This is a genomic window from Pseudomonas peradeniyensis (assembly GCF_014268935.2).
Classification (GTDB): domain Bacteria; phylum Pseudomonadota; class Gammaproteobacteria; order Pseudomonadales; family Pseudomonadaceae; genus Aquipseudomonas; species Aquipseudomonas peradeniyensis.
The window spans coordinates 506,751-530,410 of sequence record NZ_JABWRJ020000002.1 but is presented as its reverse complement, the minus strand read 5'-3'; the positions used below and the strand labels follow the sequence as shown (position 1 = coordinate 530,410).

Annotated in this window: 20 protein-coding genes; 15 read left to right on the top strand and 5 right to left on the bottom strand. The window is 65.3% G+C overall.

Translation table 11 applies throughout. The features are described 5' to 3' along the window. Nucleotides 1-26: 26 nt before the first annotated feature. Complete coding sequence (locus tag HU751_RS11860; RefSeq protein ID WP_186732761.1) at nt 27-911, bottom strand: heme/hemin ABC transporter substrate-binding protein; 885 nt, start codon at nt 909-911, stop codon at nt 27-29. Between the two features lie 161 nt (nt 912-1,072). On the opposite strand from HU751_RS11860, the gene HU751_RS11855 reads away from it, so the two are divergent. Beyond that, nucleotides 1,073-1,390, top strand: coding sequence for a Rieske (2Fe-2S) protein (locus HU751_RS11855; protein WP_186732760.1), 318 nt, complete (start codon nt 1,073-1,075; stop codon nt 1,388-1,390). On the opposite strand, the gene sfsA is transcribed toward HU751_RS11855, so the two are convergent. Both sfsA and HU751_RS11845 read right to left on the bottom strand, forming a co-directional pair. Then, on the bottom strand, nt 1,380-2,093 hold the full coding sequence (gene sfsA, locus HU751_RS11850) for a DNA/RNA nuclease SfsA (RefSeq protein ID WP_186732759.1): 714 nt from the start codon (nt 2,091-2,093) through the stop codon (nt 1,380-1,382). The two genes, HU751_RS11855 and sfsA, sit on opposite strands and share 11 nt — an antisense overlap. Nucleotides 2,094-2,096: 3 nt before the next feature. After that, nucleotides 2,097-3,269: a pyridoxal phosphate-dependent aminotransferase gene (locus tag HU751_RS11845; RefSeq protein ID WP_186732758.1), complete on the bottom strand. Its 1,173-nt coding sequence runs from the start codon at nt 3,267-3,269 to the stop codon at nt 2,097-2,099. A gap of 212 nt (nt 3,270-3,481) precedes the next feature. Between HU751_RS11845 and dksA the strand changes: the two genes are divergently transcribed. The 13 genes from dksA (at nt 3,482) to HU751_RS11780 (ending at nt 22,159) form a co-directional block, all read left to right on the top strand. After that, nucleotides 3,482-3,925: an RNA polymerase-binding protein DksA gene (gene dksA / locus HU751_RS11840; RefSeq protein ID WP_050706966.1), complete on the top strand. Its 444-nt coding sequence runs from the start codon at nt 3,482-3,484 to the stop codon at nt 3,923-3,925. A gap of 100 nt (nt 3,926-4,025) precedes the next feature. Beyond that, the gene (gluQRS, locus tag HU751_RS11835) at nt 4,026-4,913 is read left to right on the top strand and encodes a tRNA glutamyl-Q(34) synthetase GluQRS (RefSeq protein WP_186732757.1); all 888 of its coding nucleotides are present in this window, start codon (nt 4,026-4,028) and stop codon (nt 4,911-4,913) included. A gap of 224 nt (nt 4,914-5,137) precedes the next feature. Then, on the top strand, nt 5,138-5,314 hold the full coding sequence (locus HU751_RS11830) for a hypothetical protein (RefSeq protein WP_003250005.1): 177 nt from the start codon (nt 5,138-5,140) through the stop codon (nt 5,312-5,314). After that, a complete protein-coding gene (locus tag HU751_RS11825; RefSeq protein ID WP_052896099.1) occupies nt 5,298-8,273 on the top strand; it encodes a sensor histidine kinase in 2,976 nt (991 codons plus the stop codon). Before HU751_RS11830 ends, HU751_RS11825 begins: the two co-directional genes overlap by 17 nt. 4 nt (nt 8,274-8,277) lie before the next feature. After that, nucleotides 8,278-9,720, top strand: coding sequence for a sigma-54-dependent transcriptional regulator (locus HU751_RS11820; RefSeq protein ID WP_186732756.1), 1,443 nt, complete (start codon nt 8,278-8,280; stop codon nt 9,718-9,720). Nucleotides 9,721-10,482: 762 nt separating this feature from the next. Beyond that, nucleotides 10,483-11,877, top strand: a complete 1,395-nt coding sequence (locus tag HU751_RS11815; protein WP_050706970.1) for a polynucleotide adenylyltransferase PcnB — start codon at nt 10,483-10,485, stop codon at nt 11,875-11,877. Nucleotides 11,878-11,879: 2 nt separating this feature from the next. Next, nucleotides 11,880-12,359, top strand: a complete 480-nt coding sequence (gene folK / locus HU751_RS11810; RefSeq protein ID WP_028691236.1) for a 2-amino-4-hydroxy-6-hydroxymethyldihydropteridine diphosphokinase — start codon at nt 11,880-11,882, stop codon at nt 12,357-12,359. A gap of 250 nt (nt 12,360-12,609) precedes the next feature. After that, nucleotides 12,610-13,410 (top strand): 3-methyl-2-oxobutanoate hydroxymethyltransferase, encoded by an 801-nt coding sequence (panB, locus tag HU751_RS11805; protein WP_050706972.1) that lies wholly within the window; start codon nt 12,610-12,612, stop codon nt 13,408-13,410. Continuing rightward, nucleotides 13,407-14,270 carry a pantoate--beta-alanine ligase gene (panC, locus tag HU751_RS11800; protein ID WP_186732755.1) on the top strand — a complete coding sequence of 288 codons (864 nt, stop codon included), beginning with the start codon at nt 13,407-13,409 and terminating at the stop codon, nt 14,268-14,270. The genes panB and panC overlap by 4 nt, the downstream gene beginning before the upstream one ends. 187 nt (nt 14,271-14,457) lie before the next feature. Then, nucleotides 14,458-16,122, top strand: a complete 1,665-nt coding sequence (gene pgi / locus HU751_RS11795) for a glucose-6-phosphate isomerase (protein WP_186732754.1) — start codon at nt 14,458-14,460, stop codon at nt 16,120-16,122. A gap of 179 nt (nt 16,123-16,301) precedes the next feature. Further along, nucleotides 16,302-18,236, top strand: a complete 1,935-nt coding sequence (gene acs / locus HU751_RS11790) for an acetate--CoA ligase (protein ID WP_186732753.1) — start codon at nt 16,302-16,304, stop codon at nt 18,234-18,236. Between the two features lie 37 nt (nt 18,237-18,273). After that, nucleotides 18,274-19,143: an oxygenase MpaB family protein gene (locus HU751_RS11785; protein WP_186732752.1), complete on the top strand. Its 870-nt coding sequence runs from the start codon at nt 18,274-18,276 to the stop codon at nt 19,141-19,143. Nucleotides 19,144-19,222: 79 nt separating this feature from the next. Then, nucleotides 19,223-22,159, top strand: coding sequence for a DUF748 domain-containing protein (locus HU751_RS11780; RefSeq protein WP_186732751.1), 2,937 nt, complete (start codon nt 19,223-19,225; stop codon nt 22,157-22,159). A 69-nt stretch (nt 22,160-22,228) separates the two neighbouring features. On the opposite strand, the gene HU751_RS11775 is transcribed toward HU751_RS11780, so the two are convergent. Further along, nucleotides 22,229-22,642 (bottom strand): VOC family protein, encoded by a 414-nt coding sequence (locus HU751_RS11775; RefSeq protein ID WP_186732750.1) that lies wholly within the window; start codon nt 22,640-22,642, stop codon nt 22,229-22,231. Between the two features lie 60 nt (nt 22,643-22,702). Between HU751_RS11775 and HU751_RS11770 the strand changes: the two genes are divergently transcribed. Then, on the top strand, nt 22,703-23,005 hold the full coding sequence (locus tag HU751_RS11770; protein ID WP_186732749.1) for a heme-binding protein: 303 nt from the start codon (nt 22,703-22,705) through the stop codon (nt 23,003-23,005). Nucleotides 23,006-23,098: 93 nt separating this feature from the next. On the opposite strand, the gene HU751_RS11765 is transcribed toward HU751_RS11770, so the two are convergent. After that, on the bottom strand, nt 23,099-23,449 hold the full coding sequence (locus HU751_RS11765) for a BON domain-containing protein (RefSeq protein ID WP_050706982.1): 351 nt from the start codon (nt 23,447-23,449) through the stop codon (nt 23,099-23,101). Nucleotides 23,450-23,660: the final 211 nt, after the last annotated feature.

The window sequence follows — 23,660 nt, the reverse complement described above, 5'->3', positions numbered from 1 at the left end:
CAACGTACGTGGTCGAACCCGCTGCCTCATGGGTTGAAGCTGGCCTTGGCGGCAGGATAGAAGCTGGCGGCCAGCTCATGCAGGGTGGCGGGCAGGCGCGGGCCCAGGCCACCGACCAGCAGCGTCGGGTCAAGGGACAGCAGGCGCTTGTCGCGCACCGCGCGCGAAGTCGCCAGGGCCGGGTTTTCCTTGATCAGCGCCTGCAGGGCCTGCTCGCCGCTGAGGGCCCGGTCGGAGAACACCACCACGTCCGGATTGAGCGCGGCGAGGGCCTCCACCGAGAAGTTCTTGTAGCCCTGGTGATCGGCGAGATTGCGTCCTCCTGCCTGGCGCAGCACCCAATCCCCGGCGGTCCCCTGCCCGGCGATCATCGGCTTGGCGCCGGCATGGCCAACCAACAGCAGGACGCCGGGTGCCTTGTGCCCGGCCTGGGCCTGTTCGACCTGCTTGTGCAACGTCTCCAGTTGCCGGCGATAGTCGGCGGCCAGCGCCTCGGCCTTCTGCTCGTTACCCAGCAACGCCCCCAAATGCTTGAGGTTCTCGTCCACCGCGCCAACCTCGGCCTTGCTGGAGAATAGCTCGACCCGCACCCCGGCCTTGCGGATCTGCGCCAGCACCGGCGGCGGCCCCATCTCCTCGGTCCCCACCAGCACATCAGGGCGCAGGCTGAGGATGCCTTCGGCCGACAACTGGCGCTGGTAGCCGATGCTGGGCAGCGCCTTGAGCGACTCGGGATGCTGGCTGGTGGTATCGACACCGACCAGCCGCTGCTCGCCGCCCAGGGCGCTGATCCACTCGCTCAGGGCGCCACCGGCGCTGACCCAGCGCTGCGGCAGCTCGGCGGCCATGGTTTGGGCGGACAGGGCAAGACCGGCGCACAGGGCAATCAAGGCAGCGGGACGGCGCATCATCGGATTCCTTTGCAGAGGGCGGGCAGCACACCTTGTGGCGGGCGGCACAAGTGCGCACCATAGACAGCCTGGCGCGGCGAATGCGGGCAATTTGATAATTATTCGCATTGAAGCGTCAAGCCATCCCTTTGTCACACGGCTTAACCGGAAACCCCGCTGCAATGCATTTTCTCTGTGCCTCCAACGACCTCGCCGAGGGCCACAGCCGCGCCTTCAGCGTAGCCGGCGTGCCGCTGTTCGGCGTGCGCCGCCAGGGCAAGGTCCACCTCTACCGCAACCGCTGCCCGCACCGGGGCATCCCGCTGAACTGGGCGGCGGACAGTTTTCTCGACGACAGCGCGAGCCTGATCCAGTGCGCCCATCACGGGGCCCAGTTCCTGATAGAAAGCGGCGAATGCATCACCGGCCCCTGCGCGGGCGATTGGCTGGAGGCCCTGGACTGCCGGGAAGACAGCCAGGGCATCTGGCTCACGGATTGAGCAGCACCGGCAGCCGGCGGTCGATGACCAGTTGCTGCGCATCCAGGCGGGTGCCGTAGGCCAGTACCTCGACCCCTTGCGCCACGGCGGCGCGCAGGGCCTGGGCATAGGCGGCGTCGATCTCCTCGGCAGGACGCACGGCCTCGATACCGGTCAGGTTCACGCAATACAGCTGCACCGCTCGGATACCCTGGCGCGCCAGGGTGGCCAACTCGCGCAGGTGCTTTGCACCACGCTGGGTTACGGCGTCGGGGAAGGCCGCCACCGGCGTGTCGGGGTAACCCAGGGTCACGCTCTTGACCTCGACATAGGCCTTGGTGCCGTCGGCATATTCCAGGTAGAAGTCGATCCGGCTGCGCTCCTCGCCATAGGCTACCTCACGCTTGAGCGTGGTGAAGCCGGCCAGCTCGCTGACCACGCCGGCGCGCAGCGCCTCTTCCACCACGGCGTTGGCGCGCCCGGTGTTGACGCAGGCCAGCCGGCCCTGGGGCGTTTCGCTGATCTCCCAGGTACCGGGCAACTTGCGCTTGGGGTCGTTGGAGCGGCTGAACCACACCTGCCCACCCTCGCGCATGCAATTGAGCATGGAACCGGTGTTGGGGCAGTGGATGGTGATCTGCTCGCCACTGGCCAGCTCGATGTCGGCCAGGAAGCGTTTGTAGCGGCGCAGCAGGCGCGCCTGTTCCAGGGGCGGAAACTGCATCGGTCAGCCCTGCCAGCTCTGCAGGCCACGGGCGATGCGCTGTACCGCCTCTTCCAGGCGCGGCAGGCTCTGGGTGTAGGCGAAACGCACATGATGACCGGCCTGATGTCGGCCGAAGTCCAGGCCCGGGGTGAACGCCAGGTGCTCGGTTTCCAGGAAATGCCGACAGAACGCGAAGGCATCGCCGCCGAACGCGCTGATATCGGCATACAGATAGAAGGCCCCCTGCGGTTCCACGGCGATGCCGAAGCCCAGCCCGCGCAATGCCGGCAGCAGGTAGTCGCGGCGACGGGCGAACTCGGCGCGACGCTCCTCGAGGATGGCCAGGGTTTGCGGCTCGAAGCATGCCAGCGCGGCATGCTGGGCCATGCTCGGGGCACTGATGTAGAGGTTCTGCGCCAGCTTTTCCAGGTCGCCCACCGCCGACGGCGGGGCCACCAGCCAGCCCAGGCGCCAGCCGGTCATGCCGAAATATTTGGAAAAACTGTTCAGGACGAATGCCTCATCGTCCACTTCCAGCACGCTCGGCGCATCCATGCCGTAGGTGAGGCCGTGGTAGATCTCGTCCACCACCAGATGCCCATGGCGCTCGCGGGTGGCCCTGGAAAGGCTGGCCAGCTCGTCGCGGTCGAGTACCGTGCCCGTCGGGTTGGCCGGCGAGGCGACCAGGGCGCCGACAGTGTCCTTGTCCCAATGACGCTCGACCAGATCAGCGGTCAGCTGGTAATTGACGTCCGGCCCCACCGGCACCAGCTGCGCGCCACCTTCGACCAGGCGCAGGAAATGCCGGTTGCATGGATAACCCGGGTCGGCCAGCAGCCAGTGCTTGCCCGGATCGACCAGCAGGCTGCTGGCCAGCAACAGCGCGCCGGAGCCGCCCGGGGTGATGAGCACGCGCTCCGGATCGAGGTCCACACCGTAGCGCTGGCCATAGAACCCGGCGATCGCCTCGCGCAGCTGCGGCAGGCCACGGGCCGCCGTGTAGCGGGTGTGCCCGGCGGCCAGGGCGGCCTGACCGGCGGCGACGATCGGCGCGGCGGTGGTGAAGTCCGGCTCGCCGATCTCGAGGTGGATCACGTCGTGGCCCGCGGCCTGCAGCTCGTTGGCACGGGCCAGCAGGGCCATGACGTGGAAGGGTTCGATGGCGCGACTGCGCGCACTGTGTGGCTGAGCCATGGGCCTTCTCTCAATTGGGTCTAAACTGGTGATTCTACCTGTGCATGCCAACGAACGCGCCGGTCAAGCCGCTGTCAAAAGCAGGCATAGGGCGGGGTAGCGCACCCTGGATCTATCTGGTAAGTTCGGCGGCTCGCAGTCGCAGGGCCGGCGGGCGCCGGAGATGGAAGCAGCCTGCGCATTGGATCAGATGAGTGAGAGGCGGTCTATTCATGTCCACCGTAGAAAAGCAAAAAGTCCAGACCATGTACGGTGTCGAACCCTACGTAGAGACCAAGGGTGAGGAGTACATGGGCGAGCCCATGAAGAAGCACTTCACCAAGCTCCTCAACGCCTGGAAAGGCGAGCTGATGGTCAGTGTGGATCGCACCGTGGACCACATGAAGGACGAAGCAGCCAACTTCCCCGACCCGGCGGACCGTGCCAGCCAGGAAGAAGAATTCGCCCTGGAGCTGCGCAACCGCGATCGCGAGCGCAAGCTGATCAAGAAGATCGACAAGACCCTCGACAAGATCAAGGCCGACGAGTACGGCTGGTGCGACTCCTGCGGCATCGAGATCGGCCTGCGTCGCCTCGAGGCCCGTCCGACCGCCGACCTGTGCTTCGACTGCAAGGAAATTGCAGAGAAGAAGGAAAAGACTGTCGGTAAAGGCTGATCCCTGACCCTCGCAGACGGGGCGTATCGGTTGTGGAGGCGGGCTTGCCCGCTTTCCACGACGGGTACGCCCCGTCTTCATTTATATAGCTGTGCAATCCATGAACGACTCCCGCTACATCGGCCGCTTCGCCCCCACCCCCAGCGGCTTCCTGCACTTCGGCTCGCTGGTCGCCGCCCTCGCCTCCTGGCTCGACGCCCGCGCCGTGAACGGTCGCTGGCTGCTGCGCATGGAAGACACCGACCCGCCCCGGGAGATGCCCGGCGCCCGTGACGCGATCTTGCAGACACTGGAACGTTACGGGTTGGAGTGGGACGGCGAGGTGGTGTTCCAGAGCCAGCGTCACGATGCCTATGCCGCGGTGGTCGACCGCCTGTTCAACATGGGCCTGGCCTATGCCTGCACCTGCTCGCGCAAGCAGCTGGAAGGACACAACGGCATCTACCCGGGCTTTTGCCGCAACGCCGGGCACGCCCGCGAAGGCGCGGCGATCCGTCTGCGGGTGCCGGAGCTGATCTACCGATTCAGCGACCGGGTCCAGGGCACGTTCGAGCAACACCTGGGCCGCGAGGTGGGCGACTTCGTCATCCAGCGTCGCGACGGGCTGTATGCCTATCAACTGGCGGTTGTGCTGGATGACGCCTGGCAGGGAGTTACCGATATCGTGCGTGGCGCCGACCTGCTGGACAACACGCCGCGCCAGCTGTACCTGCAGGAGTTGCTGGGGTTCTCGCAGCCACGTTACCTGCACATTCCATTGATCGTGCAGCCGGACGGGCACAAGCTGGGCAAGTCATACCGCTCACCACCGCTGGAGGCGGACCAGGCGACGCCATTGCTGCTGCGAGCCCTGCGGGCATTGGGGCAGCAGGCCGATCCGGCACTGGCGGGGGCCAGCCCGGCCGAGGTGCTGGCGGTGGCCCGGCAGCAGTGGCGGCCGGAGCAAATTGCGCGACAGATGACGGTGCCCGAGGCTGAATTGCGCTAAAGCAGTACCAGCCCTATCGCGGGGCAAGCCCGCTCCCACGCAGACCACATTGGCATCGTGGGAGCGGACTTGCCCCGCGATAGGGCCAGAACACGTAATACCAAACTCAAAAGCCCAACAAATTCAACCCCTTGGCGAACCGCACCGATTCCCGCTAGCATCGCCCCAGCCATTTGCGCCAATAATAAGTCCAAGCCCGCAGCGCCCAACCCATCGAGGCCAGCATGTACATCTATCGTTTGGTCCTGCTTCTGGTCGTGGGGATCTACCTGTTCTCCCCGGCCATCATGGACTGGTGGATCGAACCGACCGGTGCCTGGTACCGCCCCTACCTGCTCTGGCTGATCCTGATCGTCGTCACCTTCATCCTGCAGAGCCAACGAGATGCCGATGAGCTTTAGCCTGACCCAGATGATCCTGATCAGCGCCGCCTACCTGCTGGTGCTGTTCGGCGTGGCCTGGATCAGCGAACGCGGGCTGATCCCGCGTGCTGTCATCCGCCACCCCCTGACCTACACCCTGTCGCTGGGCGTCTACGCCAGTGCCTGGGCCTTCTATGGCTCGGTCGGCCTGGCCTACCAGTACGGCTACGGATTCCTCGCCTGTTACCTGGGGGTGTCGGGTGCCTTCCTGCTGGCGCCAGTGCTGCTCTACCCGATCCTCAAGATCACCCGCACCTACCAGTTGTCGTCGCTGGCCGACCTGCTGGCGTTTCGTTTTCGCAGCACCTGGGCCGGCGCGCTGACCACCATCTTCATGCTGATCGGCGTGCTGCCGCTGCTGGCCCTGCAGATCCAGGCGGTGGCCGACTCGATCAGCATCCTCACCGGCGAGCCGGTCAAGGCGCGGGTGGCGTTCGCCTTCTGCGTGCTGATCGTGCTGTTCACCATCTTCTTCGGCTCGCGTCATATCGCCACCCGCGAGAAGCACGAAGGCCTGGTGTTCGCCATCGCCTTCGAATCGGTGATCAAGCTGCTGGCCCTGGGCGGCGTCGGCCTCTATGCGCTGTACGGCGTGTTCGGCGGGCCACACGGCCTGGAAGTCTGGCTGCTGCAGAACCAGACCGCCCTCGCCGCCCTGCACACGCCGCTGCAGGAAGGGCCATGGCGTACCCTGCTGCTGGTGTTCTTCGCCTCGGCGATCGTCATGCCGCACATGTACCACATGGCCTTCACCGAGAACTTGAGCCCGCGCTCGCTGGTCAGCGCCAGCTGGGGCCTGCCGCTGTTCCTGCTGCTGATGAGCCTGGCCGTGCCGCTGGTGCTGTGGGCCGGCCTGCGCCTGGGCGCCAGCACCAACCCCGAGTACTTCACCCTGGGCCTGGGCATCGCCGCCAACAACGAAGCGCTGGCGCTGCTGGCCTATGTCGGCGGGCTGTCGGCCGCCAGCGGGCTGATCATCGTCACCACCCTGGCGCTATCGGGCATGGCCTTGAACCACCTGGTGCTGCCGCTGTACCAGCCGCCAGCCGAAGGCAACATCTACCGTTGGCTGAAATGGACCCGCCGGGCGCTGATCGTCGCCATCATCACCGCCGGCTTCATCTTCTACCTGACCCAGAACACCCACCAGAGCCTGGCCAACCTGGGCATCGTCGCCTTCGTCGCCACCCTGCAGTTCCTGCCCGGCGTGCTTTCGGTGCTGTACTGGCCGACCGCCAACCGCCGCGGCTTCATCGCCGGGCTGCTGGCCGGCATGCTGGTGTGGATGGTGACCATGCTGCTGCCGCTGCTGGGTAACCTGCAGGGCTTCTATATCCCGCTGCTGGACATGATCTACGTGCTGGACGACACCAGCTGGCACATGGCGGCCATCGCCTCGCTGGCGGCCAACGTCCTGCTGTTCACCCTGATCTCGCTGTTCACCAACGCCAGCAGCGAAGAAGTCAGCGCCGCCGAGGCCTGCGCGGTGGACAACGTGCGTCGCCCGCAGCGCCGCGAGCTGCACGCTGCCTCGCCCCAGGAGTTCGCCACCCAGCTGGCCAAGCCGCTGGGCGCCAAGGCCGCGCAGAAAGAGGTGGAACAGGCCCTACGCGACCTCTACCTGCCCTTCGACGAGCGCCGCCCCTACGCCCTGCGCCGCCTGCGCGACCGCATCGAGGCCAACCTCTCCGGCCTGATGGGTCCGAGCGTGGCCCAGGACATGGTCGAAACCTTCCTGCCTTACAAGTCCGGCAACGAGAACTACGTCACCGAGGACATCCACTTCATCGAGAGCCGCCTCGAGGACTACCACTCGCGCCTGACCGGCCTTGCAGCCGAACTCGACGCCCTGCGCCGCTACCACCGCCAGACCCTGCAGGAACTGCCCATGGGTGTGTGCTCGCTGGCCAAGGACCAGGAGATCCTGATGTGGAACAAGGCCATGGAGGAGCTCACCGGGATCGCCGCCAAGCACGTGGTCGGTTCGCGCCTGGTGACCATCGGCGAGCCCTGGCGCGGTCTGCTGCAAGGCTTCATCAACGTGCCCGACGAACACCTGCACAAGCAGCGGCTGGCCCTCGATGGCCAACCGCGCTGGCTCAACCTGCACAAGGCGGCCATCGACGAGCCACTGGCCCCGGGCAACAGCGGCCTGGTGCTGCTGGTCGAGGACCTCACCGAGACCCAGGCGCTGGAAGACAAGCTGGTGCACTCCGAACGCCTGGCCAGCATCGGCCGCCTGGCGGCGGGGGTGGCCCACGAGATCGGCAACCCGATCACCGGCATCGCCTGCCTTGCGCAAAACCTGCGCGAGGAGCGCGAGGGCGACGGCGAGATCATCGAGCTGTCCAGCCAGATCCTCGAACAGACCAAGCGCGTGTCGCGCATCGTCCAGTCGCTGATGAGCTTCGCCCATGCCGGCGGTAGCCAGCAGAACAGCGAGGAGCCGGTGTGCCTGGCCGAAGTCGCGCAGGACGCCATTGGTCTGCTGGCGTTGAACCGGCGCAATTTCGAAGTACAGTTCTTCAACCTCTGCGACCCGGAGCACTGGGTCGAGGGCGACCCGCAGCGCCTGGCCCAGGTGCTGATCAACCTGCTTTCCAACGCCCGCGACGCCTCCCCTCCCGGCAGCGCCGTGCGCGTGCGCAGCGAAGTGAACGAACACACCGTCGACCTGATCGTCGAGGATGAAGGCAGCGGTATTCCGAAAAGCATCATGGACCGCCTCTTCGAACCCTTCTTCACCACCAAGGACCCGGGCGAAGGCACCGGACTGGGGCTCGCTCTGGTCTATTCCATCGTGGAAGAGCATTATGGGCAAATCACCATCGACAGCCCGGCCGACATCGAGCGCCAACGTGGTACCCGGATCCGCGTGACCCTGCCCCGGCATGTCGTAGCGACGTCCCCTGAAATTCGAGACCGTCGAGAGAATTGAATCAATGCCGCACATTCTGATCGTCGAAGACGAAACCATCATCCGTTCGGCCCTGCGTCGCCTGCTCGAACGGAACCAGTACCAGGTCAGCGAAGCCGGCTCGGTGCAGGAAGCCCAGGAACGCTTCAGCATTGCCACCTTCGACCTGATCGTCAGCGACCTGCGCCTGCCGGGCGCCCCGGGCACCGAGCTGATCAAGCTTGGCCAGGGCACCCCGGTGCTGATCATGACCAGCTACGCCAGCCTGCGCTCGGCGGTGGACTCGATGAAGATGGGCGCGGTGGACTACATCGCCAAGCCCTTCGACCACGACGAGATGCTCCAGGCCGTGGCCCGCATCCTGCGCGACCGGCAGAACGCACCAGCCGCCACGCCAGCCGCCGAGCCTCGCGCCAGCAACGGCAAGGCCGCCAGCGACAAGGCAGGTAGCGCGGCCGCCAACGGCGAGATCGGCATCATCGGCTCCTGCCCGCCCATGCAGGACATGTACGTCAAGATTCGCAAGGTCGCCCCGACCGACTCCAATGTACTGATCCAGGGCGAGTCGGGCACCGGCAAGGAGCTGGTCGCCCGCGCCCTGCACAACCTCTCGCGCCGGGCCAAGGCACCGATGATCTCGGTGAACTGCGCGGCGATCCCCGAGACCCTGATCGAGTCGGAGCTGTTCGGCCACGAGAAGGGCGCGTTCACCGGTGCCAGCGCCGGACGCGCGGGCCTGGTCGAGGCCGCCGATGGCGGCACGCTGTTCCTCGACGAGATCGGCGAACTGCCCCTGGAAGCCCAGGCCCGCCTGCTGCGCGTGCTGCAGGAAGGCGAGATCCGCCGGGTCGGTTCGGTGCAGTCGCAGAAGGTCGATGTGCGCCTGATCGCCGCGACCCACCGCGACCTGAAGAACCTGGCCAAGGCCGGGCAGTTCCGCGAAGACCTGTACTACCGCCTGCACGTGATCGCCCTGAAGCTGCCGGCCCTGCGCGAGCGCGGCAGCGACGTCAACGAGATCGCCAATGCCTTCCTTGCCCGCCAGAGCGCGCGCATCGGCCGCGACGACCTGCATTTCTCCCACGAAGCCGAGCAGGCCATCCGTCACTACAGCTGGCCGGGCAACGTGCGCGAACTGGAGAACGCCGTGGAGCGCGCGGTGATTCTCAGCGAGAGCGCGGAGATTTCCGCCGACCTGCTGGGCATCGACATCGAGCTGAGCGACCTGGAAGACGACGACGTGCTAGACAACCTGCCGACCCTGGCCGGCGCCAACAGCGCCAGCCACGAGCCGACCGAGGACCTGTCGCTGGAGGACTACTTCCAGCATTTCGTCCTCGAGCACCAGGACCACATGACCGAGACCGAGCTGGCGCGCAAGCTAGGCGTCAGCCGCAAATGCCTGTGGGAGCGTCGCCAGCGCCTGGGTATCCCGCGACGCAAGAGCAACGCCACCAGCGACAATTGATTCAACGCCGACAGCTCGCGGGGAATGCCCGCTCCCACGCACCAGGCAAGGGTGGTGTGGGAGCGGGCTTTCCCCGCGGTGCGTTTGCGCGGTAACACATCAGTTCCCGCAAAAATCTGTTACCCACCCTGTCAGCCGTAACATCCCCCGAGGCGTAAGGTAACGAAATTTCTACATTTGCCCCACCCCAAAACCTGCCTGAACCGCTGAAACCCCCGATTTCATTGGGTTTTCAAAAGTTGGCACGGCACCTGCTATATGTCTGGTACAAGAACAATAACAAGCACTGCAACTCAGAATAAGAACAAGACGAAACGGCTCACGCACAATAAGAACAAGACGGCGGAGGCGCAGCTAACTGATTCTTTTGGAGAGGCGTTGTGTTTGGGGCTTGCCCCACGATCAGGCAGAGAACAACAAAAACTGCACTCAAAAGCAGCACCTGAACTGATTGGATCGACAGATCAGCATCAACTCGGCGACCAAAGCAATCCGTTTGCTCTTCACCCCCGGTTTGGGGGTCGTCCACAAGCTTCGAGATTTGTGGACAGGGCATTCAACAAAAACAAGAAGCCCGGCAAAAAAACAATAAGAGCACGCAACGACTTTGATGGGGAGCTTCGGCTCCCCATGTCGTTTCTCCCTTTCGCATCGCCCTTGCCACACCGCCTACACCATTCCCCCAGTAAATGCTAGAATCCCCGCCCATCATGCGGCCATTCTCCTATCCTTGGCCGATCATTCCTTCAAACAGTGCATCCCATGCTGAAGAAGCTGTTCCAGTCGTTCCGCCCGCCCGTTCGTGGCCAGCACCACAGGCGCACCACGCCTGAAGTGATCAACAAGAGCCAGCACTCGCTGCAGCGCAGCCAGTTCAGCCGCCATGCCGTGGGCATCGTCGAGCGCCTGCAGGCAGCCGGTTACCAGGCCTACCTGGTCGGTGGCTGCGTGCGCGATCTGCTGCTGGGCATCACGCCCAAGGACTTCGACGTCGCCACCAGTGCCACGCCCGAGCAGGTCCGCGCGGAGTTCCGCAACGCCCGCATCATCGGCCGGCGTTTCAAGCTGGTGCACGTGCATTTCGGCCGTGACATCATCGAGGTCGCCACCTTCCGTGCCCCACACTCGGATGAAGACCAGTCCGATAGCCACCGCTCGTCGCACAATGCCAGTGGCCGCATCCTGCGCGACAACGTGTACGGCACCCTGGAAGAAGACGCGCAACGCCGCGACTTCACCATCAACGCCCTGTACTACGACCCGGTCAGCGAGCGCATCCTCGACTACGCCAACGGTGTCCACGACATCCGTAACCGCCTGCTGCGCCTGATCGGCGACCCGACGCACCGCTACCAGGAAGACCCGGTACGCATGCTGCGCGCCGTGCGCTTCGCCGCCAAGCTGGACTTCGGCATCGAGAAACACACCGTGCAGCCGATCCGCGAGCTGGCGCCCATGCTGCGTGACATCCCGCCGGCACGCCTGTTCGAGGAGAGCCTCAAGCTGTTCCTCAACGGCCAGGGCGCGATCACCTTCGAGATGCTGGTCGACCTGCAACTGTTCGAGCCACTGTTCCCGGCCAGCAGCCAGGCCCTGGAAGAGCGCCCGACCTACACCCACACCCTGATCAGCCAGGCCTTGAGCAACACCGACCTGCGCGTCAAGCAGGGCAAGCCGGTGACCCCGGCGTTCCTCTTCGCCGCCCTGCTCTGGCCGGCCCTGCCGGGCCGTGCGCTGTACCTGCAGAGCCAAGGCGTGCCGCCGATCCCGGCCATGAACGGTGCGGCCCACGACCTGATCGCCGAACAGTGCGCGCGCATTGCCATCCCCAAGCGCTTCACCCTGCCGATCCGCGAGATCTGGGACATGCAGGAGCGCCTGCCACGGCGCAGCGGCAAGCGTGCCGACATGCTGCTGGACAACCCGCGCTTCCGCGCCGGCTACGACTTCCTGCTGCTGCGTGAAAGCGCCGGCGAGGAAACCGACGGCCTGGGCGAATGGTGGACCGACTATCAGGACGCCAACGACAGCCAGCGCCGCGACATGATCCGCGAGCTCGGCAGCCGCGACGACGGCGCCGGCGGTACTGCCGGCCCACGCAAGCGCAAACGCAGCGGCGGCAAACGCAAGCGCGACGACGAGCAGGCCTGGGACTGAGCATGAACACCCGTGCGTTCATCGGCCTGGGCAGCAACCTGGATGAACCCGCCGAGCAGCTGCGCAGCGCCCTGCAGGCGCTGGACCTGATCGCCGACACCCGCCTGGCGGCGGCCTCGGCGCTCTACACCAGCGACTCGCTGCTGCCCGGCCAGCCGCGCTACACCAATGCCGTGGCGGCCATCGACACGGCCTTGGCGCCGCTGGAGCTGCTCGACGCGCTGCAAGCCATCGAGAACGACCAGGGCCGCGTGCGCCAGGAGCGCTGGGGCCCACGCACCCTCGACCTCGACGTGCTGCTGTTCGGTGACCAGGTCATCGACGTGCCGCGCCTGCAGGTGCCGCACTACCACATGCACGCCCGCCCCTTCGTGCTCTACCCGCTCGCCGAGCTGGTGCCCGCCGAATTCCGCCTCGCCGACGGTCGCGCCCTGGCGCAGCTGCTCGAAGATTGTCCGTTCGTCGGCCTGGAACGCCTGTAATTCAGGCGTTTCCGACGGCGGTAACGCCAGTAACACCGGTGCCGTAACAATGCGGTAACACGGCTGGTTGACTTCCCCCACCTCGCTCACGACTATAGGCGTCCCGCGGCGCCACTATGCCGCAATCACCCATTTAGGCTCGGACGGACCTGTGCCCGAACATCACAGACGATGATGTGCCGCTCCGGAAGATGAATACACGCGTTGTACGCAGTTGTTGTTCACAGCGCCTGAACGAGGATTCCCCTACATGCCTGAAGTAACCCTGACCACCCTGCACGGCCTGAAGGCCAAGGGTGAGAAAATCACCATGCTGACCTGCTACGACGCGACCTTCGCCAAGGCCGCCAGCCAGGCCGGCGTGGAAGTCCTGCTGGTGGGCGACTCCCTGGGGATGGTCCTGCAGGGCCATGACAGCACCCTGCCCGTCACCAACCGCGACATGGCCTACCACACGGCGTGCGTCAAACGTGGCAACGATGGCGCGCTGATCCTCGCCGACCTGCCGTTCATGGCCCACGCCACCCCCGAGCAGGCCTTCGCCAACGCCGCCGAACTGATGCGCGCCGGCGCCCACATGCTCAAGATCGAAGGCGCCGCCTGGCTGGGCGAGACCATCCGCCTGCTGGCCGAGCGCGGCGTGCCGGTGTGCGCGCACATGGGCCTGACCCCGCAGACAGTCAACGTGCTGGGCGGCTACAAGGTCCAGGGTCGCCAGGAAGCCCAGGCCCGCCAGATGCGCGCCGACGCCATCGCCCTGGAGCAGGCCGGCGCGGCCATGCTGCTGCTCGAGTGCGTGCCCAGCGAGCTGGCGGCGGAGATTACCCAGGCGGTGAGTATTCCGGTGATCGGCATCGGCGCCGGCAGCGCCACCGATGGCCAGGTGCTGGTCCTGCATGACATGCTCGGGCTGTCGCTCAGCGGCCGCGTGCCGAAGTTCGTGAAGAACTTCATGGCCGGCCAGCCGGACATCCAGAGTGCCCTGGCCGCCTATGTCCGTGCAGTCAAGGACGTGAGCTTCCCTGGCAGCGAGCATGGGTTCAGCGCATGAATACCGTCAAGACCGTCCGTGAACTGCGTGCCGCCGTGGCCCGCGCCCGTGGCGAAGGCAAGCGCATCGCCTTCGTGCCGACCATGGGCAACCTGCACAGCGGCCACGCCGCCCTGGTGACCAAGGCCGCCCAGCGCGCCGACTTCGTGGTCGCCAGCATCTTCGTCAACCCGCTGCAGTTCGGTGCCGGCGAAGACCTGGACAAGTACCCCCGCACCCTCGTCGCCGACCAGGAAACACTGCTCCAGGCCGGCTGCCACCTGCTGTTCGCCCCCACCGTCGAGGAGATGTACCCCGACGGCATGGCGGTGCAGACCCGGGTGAGCGTGCCGCAGCTGTCCGAAGGCCTGTGCGGCGCCAGCCGTCCCGGGCACTTCGAAGGCGTGGCAACGGTGGTCAGCAAGCTGTTCAACATGGTCCAGCCGGACCTTGCCGTGTTCGGCGAAAAGGACTTCCAGCAACTGGCGGTGATCCGCGCCATGGTGCGCGACCTGAACATGCCGATCCAGATCATCGGCGAGCCGACCGTGCGCGCCGAGGACGGCCTGGCGCTGTCGTCGCGCAATGGCTACCTGACGCCGGAGCAACGTGCCACCGCCCCGGTGCTGTACCGCACCCTGAGCGGCATCGCCGACGCCCTGCGCCGTGGCCAACGCGACTTCGCGGCGCTGATCGCCGAAGGCCAGGCCCAACTGGAAGCGGCAGGCCTGCGCAAGGACTACCTGGAAGTGCGCCATGCCCTGACCCTGCGCCCGGCGATTATCGACGACCGTGACCTGGTGGTGATCGCGGCGGCGTACCTGGGCAACACCCGGCTGATCGACAACATCTACCTGCACCTGGAAGAGCAGACCGCCTGAGATCCCTGCGTGGGCGCGGCGATCCGCCGCCCCACGCACGCCAGGTATCAGGCCGGTGACAATTTTAATCCACACCGTTCGCCTCCCCCCATTCCCGCCTTGGCGCCAATGCCTATAATGTCCAGCTTGCAACCGGCAACGAATGCCGCTGTCCAAGCCTGACCATGCACCAAGGAAACCACCCGCAATGGCGTATTACCGTACCCCCCACGATGTGACGGCGCTGCCCGCCTGGCAGGCGCTTCAGCAACACCGCGACGCCATGCAGGGCTTCAGCATGCGCGAAGCCTTCGCCGCCGACGGCAAGCGCTTCGAGCAGTTCTCCTTGAGCAGCTGCGGCCTGTTCCTCGACTACTCGAAGAACCTGATCACCGAGCAGACCCGTGACCTGCTGGTGAACCTGGCCAAGGACGTCGACCTGGAAGCGGCCATCAAGTCGATGTTCAGCGGCGAGATCATCAACGCCTCCGAAGGCCGCCCGGTGCTGCACACCGCCCTGCGCCGCCCGGTCGGCGACAAGCTCAGCGTGAACGGCGTCAACGTGATGCCGGAAGTGCACAAGGTGCTCAACCAGATCACCGAGCTGGTCGGCCGCATCCACGACGGCCTGTGGCGCGGCTATAGCGAAAAACCGATCACCGACGTGGTCAATATCGGCATCGGCGGCTCGTTCCTCGGCCCCGAGCTGGTCTCCGAGGCCTTGCTGCCCTACGCCCAGCGCGGCGTGCGCTGCCACTACCTGGCGAACATCGACGGCAGCGAGTTCCACGAGCTGTCGGCCAACCTGCGCGCCGAGACCACCCTGTTCATCGTCTCGTCGAAGTCGTTCAACACCCTGGAAACCCTGAAGAACGCCCAGGCCGCACGCACCTGGTACCTGGCCCAGGGCGGTTCGGAAGCCGAGCTGTACCGCCACTTCATCGCCGTATCGAGCAACAAGGCCGCGGCCGTGGCCTTCGGCATCCGCGAAGAGAACATCTTCCCGATGTGGGACTGGGTCGGCGGGCGCTACTCGCTGTGGTCGGCCATCGGCCTGCCGATCGCCCTGGCCATCGGCACCGCCAACTTCAAGGAACTGCTGTCCGGCGCCTACACCATGGACCAGCACTTCCAGACCGCGCCGTTCGAGAAGAACATGCCGGTGCTGCTGGCCCTGCTGGGTGTGTGGTACGGCAACTTCTGGGGCGCCCAGGCCCATGCGATCCTGCCGTACGACCACTACCTGCGCAACATCACCAAGCACCTGCAGCAGCTGGACATGGAATCCAACGGCAAGAGCGTGCTGCAGGACGGCACCCCGGTGAAGACCGACACCGGCCCGGTGATCTGGGGCGGCGTCGGCTGCAACGGCCAGCACGCCTACCACCAGTTGCTGCACCAGGGCACCCAGCTGATCCCGGCCGACTTCATCGTCCCGGTGGTGAGCTTCAACCCGGTGGCGGACCACCATCAGTGGCTGTACGCCAACTGCCTGTCGCAGAGCCAGGCGCTGATGCTCGGCAAGACCCGCGAGGAAGCCGAGACCGAGCTGCGCGCCAAGGGCCTGAACGAGGCCGATATCGCCAAGCTGGCGCCGCACAAGGTGATCCCGGGCAACCGTCCGAGCAACACCCTGGTGGTCGAGCGCATCAGCCCGCGCCGTCTTGGCGCGCTGGTAGCGATGTATGAGCACAAGGTGTTCGTGCAGAGCGTGGTCTGGGGCATCAACGCCTTCGACCAGTGGGGCGTGGAGCTGGGCAAGGAACTGGGCAAGGGTGTCTACCAGCGCCTGGTCGGCGCCCAAGAGGACAACGCCGAGGATGGCTCGACCCAGGGCCTGATCAACTACTTCCGCGGCCGTCACCGCGGCTGATCCACTTCCTGCACCGGCCTCTTCGCGGGTAAACCCGCTCCCACAGGGATTTCACTGAACCTGTGGGAGCGGGTTTACCCGCGAAGAGGCCGGCACAGGCTGAACATCTCATCCAGCTACACTGTCCATCGAATAGCCGTTGCAGTCCCTCGCCCCTAACAAGAGCAGGACCACCCGCCATGTTCGATATCCGCGACTATCCCCAGGCCCTGGCCGTGAGCCAGTCCGCCACCCTCAGCGACGACGACTACCGCCGCCTCTACCGCCAGTCGGTGGATGACCCCGACGCCTTCTGGGCCGAACAAGCCAAGCGCCTGGACTGGATCAAGCCCTGGTCGAGCGTGCAGCAATGCGACCTGAACACCGGCAGTGCCCGCTGGTTCGACGGCGCCCAGCTCAACGTCAGCCATAACTGCATCGATCGCCACCTGGCCACGCGCGGCGAACAGACCGCCCTTCTCTGGGAGGGTGACAATCCCGACGACAGCAAGGCCATCAGCTACCGCGAACTGCACCGCCAGGTCTGCCGCCTGGCCAACGCCTTGAAAGCCCGTGGCGTGAAGAAAGGCGACCGGGTATGCATCTACATGCCGATGATCCCCGAGGCCGCCTACGCCATGCTCGCCTGCACGCGCATCGGCGCCATCCACTCGGTGGTGTTCGGCGGCTTCTCTCCCGACGCCCTGCGCGACCGCATCCTCGACGCCGACTGCCGTACCGTGATCACCGCCGACGAAGGCGTGCGTGGCGGCAAGCGCGTTCCGCTCAAGCAGAACGTCGACAAGGCCCTCGCCAGTTGCCCGGCGGTGAGCAGCGTGTTCGTGATCAAGCGTACCGGCGCTGATGTGGCATGGAGCGAAGGCCGCGACCTCTGGTACCACGAGGTGACGGAAAAGGCCGCTGACGACTGCCCGGCCGAACCGATGAACGCCGAGGATCCGCTGTTCATCCTCTACACCTCGGGCAGTACCGGCAAACCCAAGGGTGTGCTGCACACCACCGCCGGCTACCTGCTGCAGGCAACCATGACCTTCAAGACCGTGTTCGACTACCGTGACGGCGAGGTGTTCTGGTGCACCGCCGACGTCGGCTGGGTCACTGGCCACAGCTATATCGTCTATGGCCCACTGGCCAACGGCGCGATTTCGCTGATGTTCGAGGGCGTGCCCAACTACCCCGACACCTCGCGCTTCTGGCAAGTGGTCGACAAACACCGGGTGAACATCTTCTACACCGCGCCAACCGCCCTGCGCGCGCTGATGCGCGAAGGCCCCGGGCCCTTGCAAAGTACCTCGCGCCAGAGCCTGCGCCTGCTCGGCAGCGTCGGCGAGCCGATCAACCCGGAAGCCTGGGAATGGTACTTCGAGGCCGTCGGACAGAAACGCTGCCCCATCGTCGACACCTGGTGGCAGACCGAGACCGGCGGCATCATGCTCACCCCCCTCCCCGGCACGCCACGGCTCAAGCCGGGCTGCGCCACCCAGCCGATGTTCGGCGTGCAACCGGTACTGCTGGACGACAAAGGCAAGCTGGTCGAAGGCCCCGGCGCCGGACTGCTGGCGATCAAGGCCAGCTGGCCCGGGCAGATCCGCAGCGTCTACGGCGACCACCAGCGCATGGTCGACACCTACTTCAAGCCGATGCCCGGCTACTACTTCACCGGTGATGGCGCCCGCCGCGACGCCGATGGCGACTACTGGATCACCGGGCGCATCGACGATGTGATCAATGTCTCCGGCCACCGTATCGGCACCGCCGAGGTGGAGAGCGCCCTGGTGCTGCACGACAGCGTCGCCGAGGCCGCCGTGGTCGGTTACCCCCACGACCTCAAGGGCCAGGGGGTATATGCCTTCGTCACCCCCATGAATGGCGTCGCGCCGGACGACGCGCTGAAGGCCGAACTGCTGGCCCTGGTCAGCAAGGAGATCGGCAGCTTCGCCAAGCCCGAACTGATCCAGTGGGCACCCGCCCTGCCCAAGACCCGCTCGGGCAAGATCATGCGGCGTATACTGCGCAAGATCGCCTGCAACGAACTGGACAACCTGGGCGACACCTCGACCCTCGCCGACCCCAGCGTGGTCCAGGGCTTGATCGACAAGCGTCTCAATCAATAACCCGCGGCCCGGGCGGCCGCCCTGAATCAAGGTCGCCATGGAAGTCCTGCGTCGTCGCATCGAAACCCAGGTAATGAGCCTCACCGGGCTGGCCCTCGGCCAGCTCGACCTGGAATCGCCCAAGGGTGATCCCGGCCTGTTCGGCCCACAGAGCATCAGCTGGCAGGTGCATGGCGACTTCCCCAGCATGCTGGTGGGCGGTATCAGCGCATTGATGCTGCAACTGCTGCACCCGCTGGCACTGGCCGGGGTGTGGGACCACTCGAACTTCCGCCAGGATCTGCTCGGACGCCTGCGCCGTACCAGCCAGTTCATCTCCGGCACCACCTTCGGCTCGACCCGTGACGCCGAGTGGCTGATCGACAAGGTCCGCACCATCCACCTCAAGGTTACCGGCACCGCGCCCGATGGCCGTCCCTACGCGGCCAGCGACCCCGACCTGCTGACCTGGGTGCATGTGGCCGAAGTCAGCAGTTTCCTCGCCGCCCACCTGCGTTATCGCAACCCCCGTCTGCCACGCGCCAAGCAGGACGCCTACTACGACGAGATCGCGCTGATCGCCGAGCGTCTCGGCGCACGTGACGTGCCACGTTCCTGCGCCGAGGTCGACGACTACCTGCGCCGCATGCGCCCGCAACTGCAGTGCGACGCGCGCAGCCTGGAGGTGGTGGACATCCTGCTCAAGGCCCCGGCCCCCAGCCGGATGGCCCAGCCGGTGGGCAAGCTGATGCTCAAGGCCGGCATCGACCTGCTGCCCGAATGGGCCGGCGAAATGCTCGGCCTTCAACTGGGCGCGGTCGAGCGGCGCATGATCCGCCTGGGCCTGAACAACACCGCCCCAGTGCTGCGCTGGGCCATGCGAAACGGTTCGGCGCACCGCGCACGGCGGCGCATGGGCATCGAATGAGGTATTTTGCTCCGTTCATCGGAACCGATTTAACGTGCCATACTCCAAGCACTCCAGCCTGATACAGACGATGCGACACATGCCCAAAGGATTGACCCGCGCTCTCGGCGCACTGCTGGCCCTCGTGGCCCTGTATGGCCTGCTCGGCTTTTTCATTCTCCCCGGTGTCGCCCTGCGCATCGCCAACCAGCAGCTGGCGCAATACGCCACGGTGCCGGCGCACCTGCAGCGCATCGAGCTCAACCCGTTCAGCCTTGAGCTGACGCTCTGGGGCCTGCAGATCGGCGAACCCGGCAAGGAGCAGGTCGGCTTCGAGCGCCTGTATGCCAACCTGTCTCTCGACAGCCTGTGGACCAAGGCCCTGCGCCTGGACGCCGTGGAACTGGACAAGCCGCGCACCGAGCTGCTGTTCGCCAAGGACGGCAGCCTCAACCTGGCGCAGCTGTTCAAGCTCCCGCCCAGCGAGCCCAAGCCGGAAGAGCCACCCAGCGACCCGTTCCCGCTGCGCATCGCCAGCATCAAGCTCAGCGAAGGCTACCTGCACTTCCAGGACCTGCGTCCGAGCGAGCCGATCGAGTTCCTCTACGACTCGATGAACCTGGAGCTGAAGAACCTCAGCACCCTGCCCGACGACAACGCCGACATGACCCTGGTGGCCAACGGCCCGGCCGGTGGGCGCATCGACTGGAGCGGCACCCTGAGCCTGGCGCCGATCGCCTCCGAAGGCACCCTCAAGGTCACCGACGGCAAGATGAAGCTGTTCTGGCCTTATGTGCGCGACGCCGTGCCGCTGGTGCTGGAAGACGGCATGGTCAGCCTCGACACCCACTACAAGCTCAACCTCGCCAAGGAAACCGAGCTGCTGCTCGACAACACCTCGGTTCGGGTCGCGCCCTTCGCCATCAAGGCCCCGGACGGGCGCCCGCTGGCCCGCCTGGCCAGCCTGGAAGTCAGCGAGACCTCCATCGACCTGGCCAAACAGCTGGTCACCGTCGGCAAGATCCGCAGTGAGAAGCTGGAGACCTGGGCGGCCCTGGAGAAGGACGGCCAGCTCGACTGGCAGAAGCTGTTCGCCAGCCAGCCGGCCAAGGCCACGCCGAAGGAAAAGGCCGAGCCCGCCGCCGCCGAACCGACCCCGGAACAACAGGCCGCCAAGGAACCGAGCAAGCCCTGGCAGGTCCTGCTCAAGGACGTGCAGGCACGCAATTACCTGGTTCACCTGGCCGACCGTAGCCAGAAGGAGCCCGTGGCCCTGGATGTCGGCCCACTCAACCTCGACCTGCAGAACTTCGACAGCCTCAACCAGTCGCCCTTCACCCTCAAGCTCGACACCGGCGTGGGCAAGCAGGGCAAGCTGCAGGCCGCGGGCCAGGTCAACCTGGCGCCGGTCACGGCGAAACTCGATGTCGCCACCCGCGACATCGACCTGCGAGTCGCCCAGGCCTACATCAGCCCGTTCATCCGCCTGGAGCTGCGCAGCGGCATGCTCTCCAGCGACCTCAAGGTCGACCTCAAGAGCACCGAGCCACTGGCCTTCAGCATCACCGGCAAGGCCCAGGCCAACCAGCTGCACACCTTGGACACCATCAAGAACCGCGACTTCGTCAAATGGCAGCAGGTCAACGTCGATGGCCTGTCCTATGTGCACGGCGATGCCCTGTCGATCGACAAGGTCACCCTGCTGCAACCCTATGCGCGCTTCATCATCAACGAAGACCGCACCACCAACGTCGACGACCTGCTCATCCCGCAACCCGCGGACAAGCCGGCCGCGGCGCCTAGCAAGCCGGCGGCGTCCGGCAGTGGCAAGGAACTGGGCATCCGTATCGGCCAGATCAGCATCAACGACGGCTCGGCCAACTTCGCCGACCTGACCCTTACGCCGAACTTCGCCACCGCCGTGCAGCAGCTCAATGGCCAGATCGGCACCATCGACAACCGCAAGCCGTCGCCGGCCAAGGTGGATATCAAGGGCAAGGTGGACCGCTACGCGCCGGTGACCATCAAGGGCGCGCTCAACCCGTTCAACCCGCTGGCCAGCCTGGACATCGCCACCAGCTTCAAGCGTGTCGAGCTGACCACCCTCACCCCCTACTCCGGCAAGTTCGCGGGCATGCGCATCCGCAAGGGTCGGCTGAACCTCGACCTGCACTACCTGATCACCAACGGCCAGCTCAAGGCCGAGAACAAGGTGGTGATCGAGCAATTGCAACTGGGCGAGAAAGTCGACAGCCCGGACGCCGTGGACCTGCCGATCCGCCTGGCGGTCGCCCTGCTCAAGGACACCGAAGGCAGGATCTCCATCGAGCTGCCGGTGTCGGGCGACCTCAACAACCCGCAGTTCAGCGTGATGCCGATCGTCTGGCAGACCCTGCGCAACCTGGTGCTGCGCGCGGCCCAGGCGCCGTTCAAGCTGCTCGGCGGGCTGGTTTCGGGCGGCGGCGCGGAAGACCTGGGCAACGTCTCGTTCGCGGCAGGCTCCAGCGACCTGACCCCTGAAGTGCAGACGTCCCTGGACAAGCTCGCCTCGGCTCTCAAGGAGCGTCCCGAGCTGCGCCTGGAGATCGAGGGCACCGCCGCGCAGAGCAGCGACGGACCGCTGATCGCCCAGCAGCGCCTGGAGCGCGAGTACCAGGCCACCTGGTACAAGATACTCCAGCGCCGCGGCGACAAGGTACCGGCCAACGCCTCGCTGCTGGTGGTGGACGATAGCGACAAACCGGCGATGCTCGAAGGCATCTACCGCAACCGCCTGAAGCAGCAGCCGCCGGCCGAATGGGAGAAGTTGGGCCGTGACGAGCGCACCACCAAGCTGCGCGAGGCGGTGATCAAGTCCTGGGCGGAAAGCACCGCGCTGCTGCGCACCCTCGGCCAGGAACGCGCCAGCAGCATCAAGGACTACCTGGTAGACAAGGGCCAGCTGGAAGATGACCGGGTGTACTTCATCGACACCAATCTTGGCCAGGCAGAGAGCGATGGGCGGGTGGTGACACCTATGCATCTGGATGCCGAGTAGCCCTTCACCACCGAGTCGCCCTCATCACCGGCTTGCCGGCGATGAGGGCAGCACAGGCAATCAATCCCATCAGACCAGCCGCTGCCCCGACACCGCCGGGTGATACAGCGGCTGCACCTTGTTCCCCGCAGGGTCCAGCAAATGGAAGCTACGGGCACCATCGCCATGATTGAAGGGGCGATCCAGCAGCGTCACGCCGTGGGCCTTGAAGTACCGGTACCAGGCTTCCAGCTCTTCCACGCTGTCGACGATGAACCCGTAGTGATCCAGGGTCTGCAGCCCATTGGCCGCACCAGCGCCGCGCCCGAGCGACAGGTTGTCGTTACCGCAAGTAAGGTAGACCAGGTCTTCGTTGGCGCGGTTCAGTACCTCCATGCCCAGCACATCCACGTAGAAGCGCTCGCACTCCTCCAGGTTGGGGACCAGCAAGGCGATATGACGCAGACCATTAAGGCGACCAGGACGGGCAGGTAGATCGGACATGAGCGAGGCTCCTATTTTGTATACAATTCAAATCTGAATTTAAAACAAAAGGAGCTTCCTGTGTACTGCCTGTTTATCAAGACGCGCGTGAAACCCGGTACCGCCGAGGCATTCCTGGCGGCGATCAAGGCCAATGCCGCCGCTTCAGTGGCCACCGAGCCGGGCTGCCTGGTATTCGATGTGGCACAGGACAGGGAGGAAGCGAATGTGATCTACCTGTACGAGATCTACCAGGATGACGCTGCATATGAGGCCCATACCCAGACCGCACATTTCCGGGACAGCCGGCCGCTGGTGGAACCGTTGATCGTGGAGCAGGTGTGCTACGAGAGTGATGTCATCGCACGTAATCCAGCGCTATAGCGCCCTGTGTAGGAGCGTAAGCAAAAGCCCCGGCGATTGCCGGGGCTTTTGCTTGAAGGGGTGGCCAAGTCCTTTTGGCCGACGGGACATTCCTTATTCGGACTTCAGGCCATCAGCCGAGACGGCCTGCACGCCCTTGATCTTCTTGGCGATGGCGACTGCCATGTCCTTCTGCGCATCGGTAATGGCCACGTCCGAGGACAGGGACACTACGCCTTTGTTGGTTTCGACCTTGATGTCGCTGCCTGGCACGCCTTTCTCGGTCATCAGGTCAGCCTTCACCTTGGTGGTGATCCAGGTGTCGGAAGTAGCTTCCTTGGCTTTGGTCACCTCACCGGCCGCCAGCGTCATCGGGGCCTGGGTGGACTGGGCAGCGAACGCCGCGTTAGCCATGGTCAGGGTCAGAGCGGTGGCAGTAGCGGCAGCAATGGCGAACTTCTTCATGTGGGTCACTCCTGTTTTTCGAAAGGTCTGCGCCGTGGTTCCTGGCGTCAGGTAGGAGTGATGTTGCAGGGCGTGTGCCAGCTTTCTGATTTTAATTTTTATCTTATAAATCAATTATTTAATAAACACATACAGCATTGCTGGTCGTGCATTTTGCAAGCCCGGGCAAAATCCTGCATGCAAGATGCAAGTCCACAAGACAAAACCACAG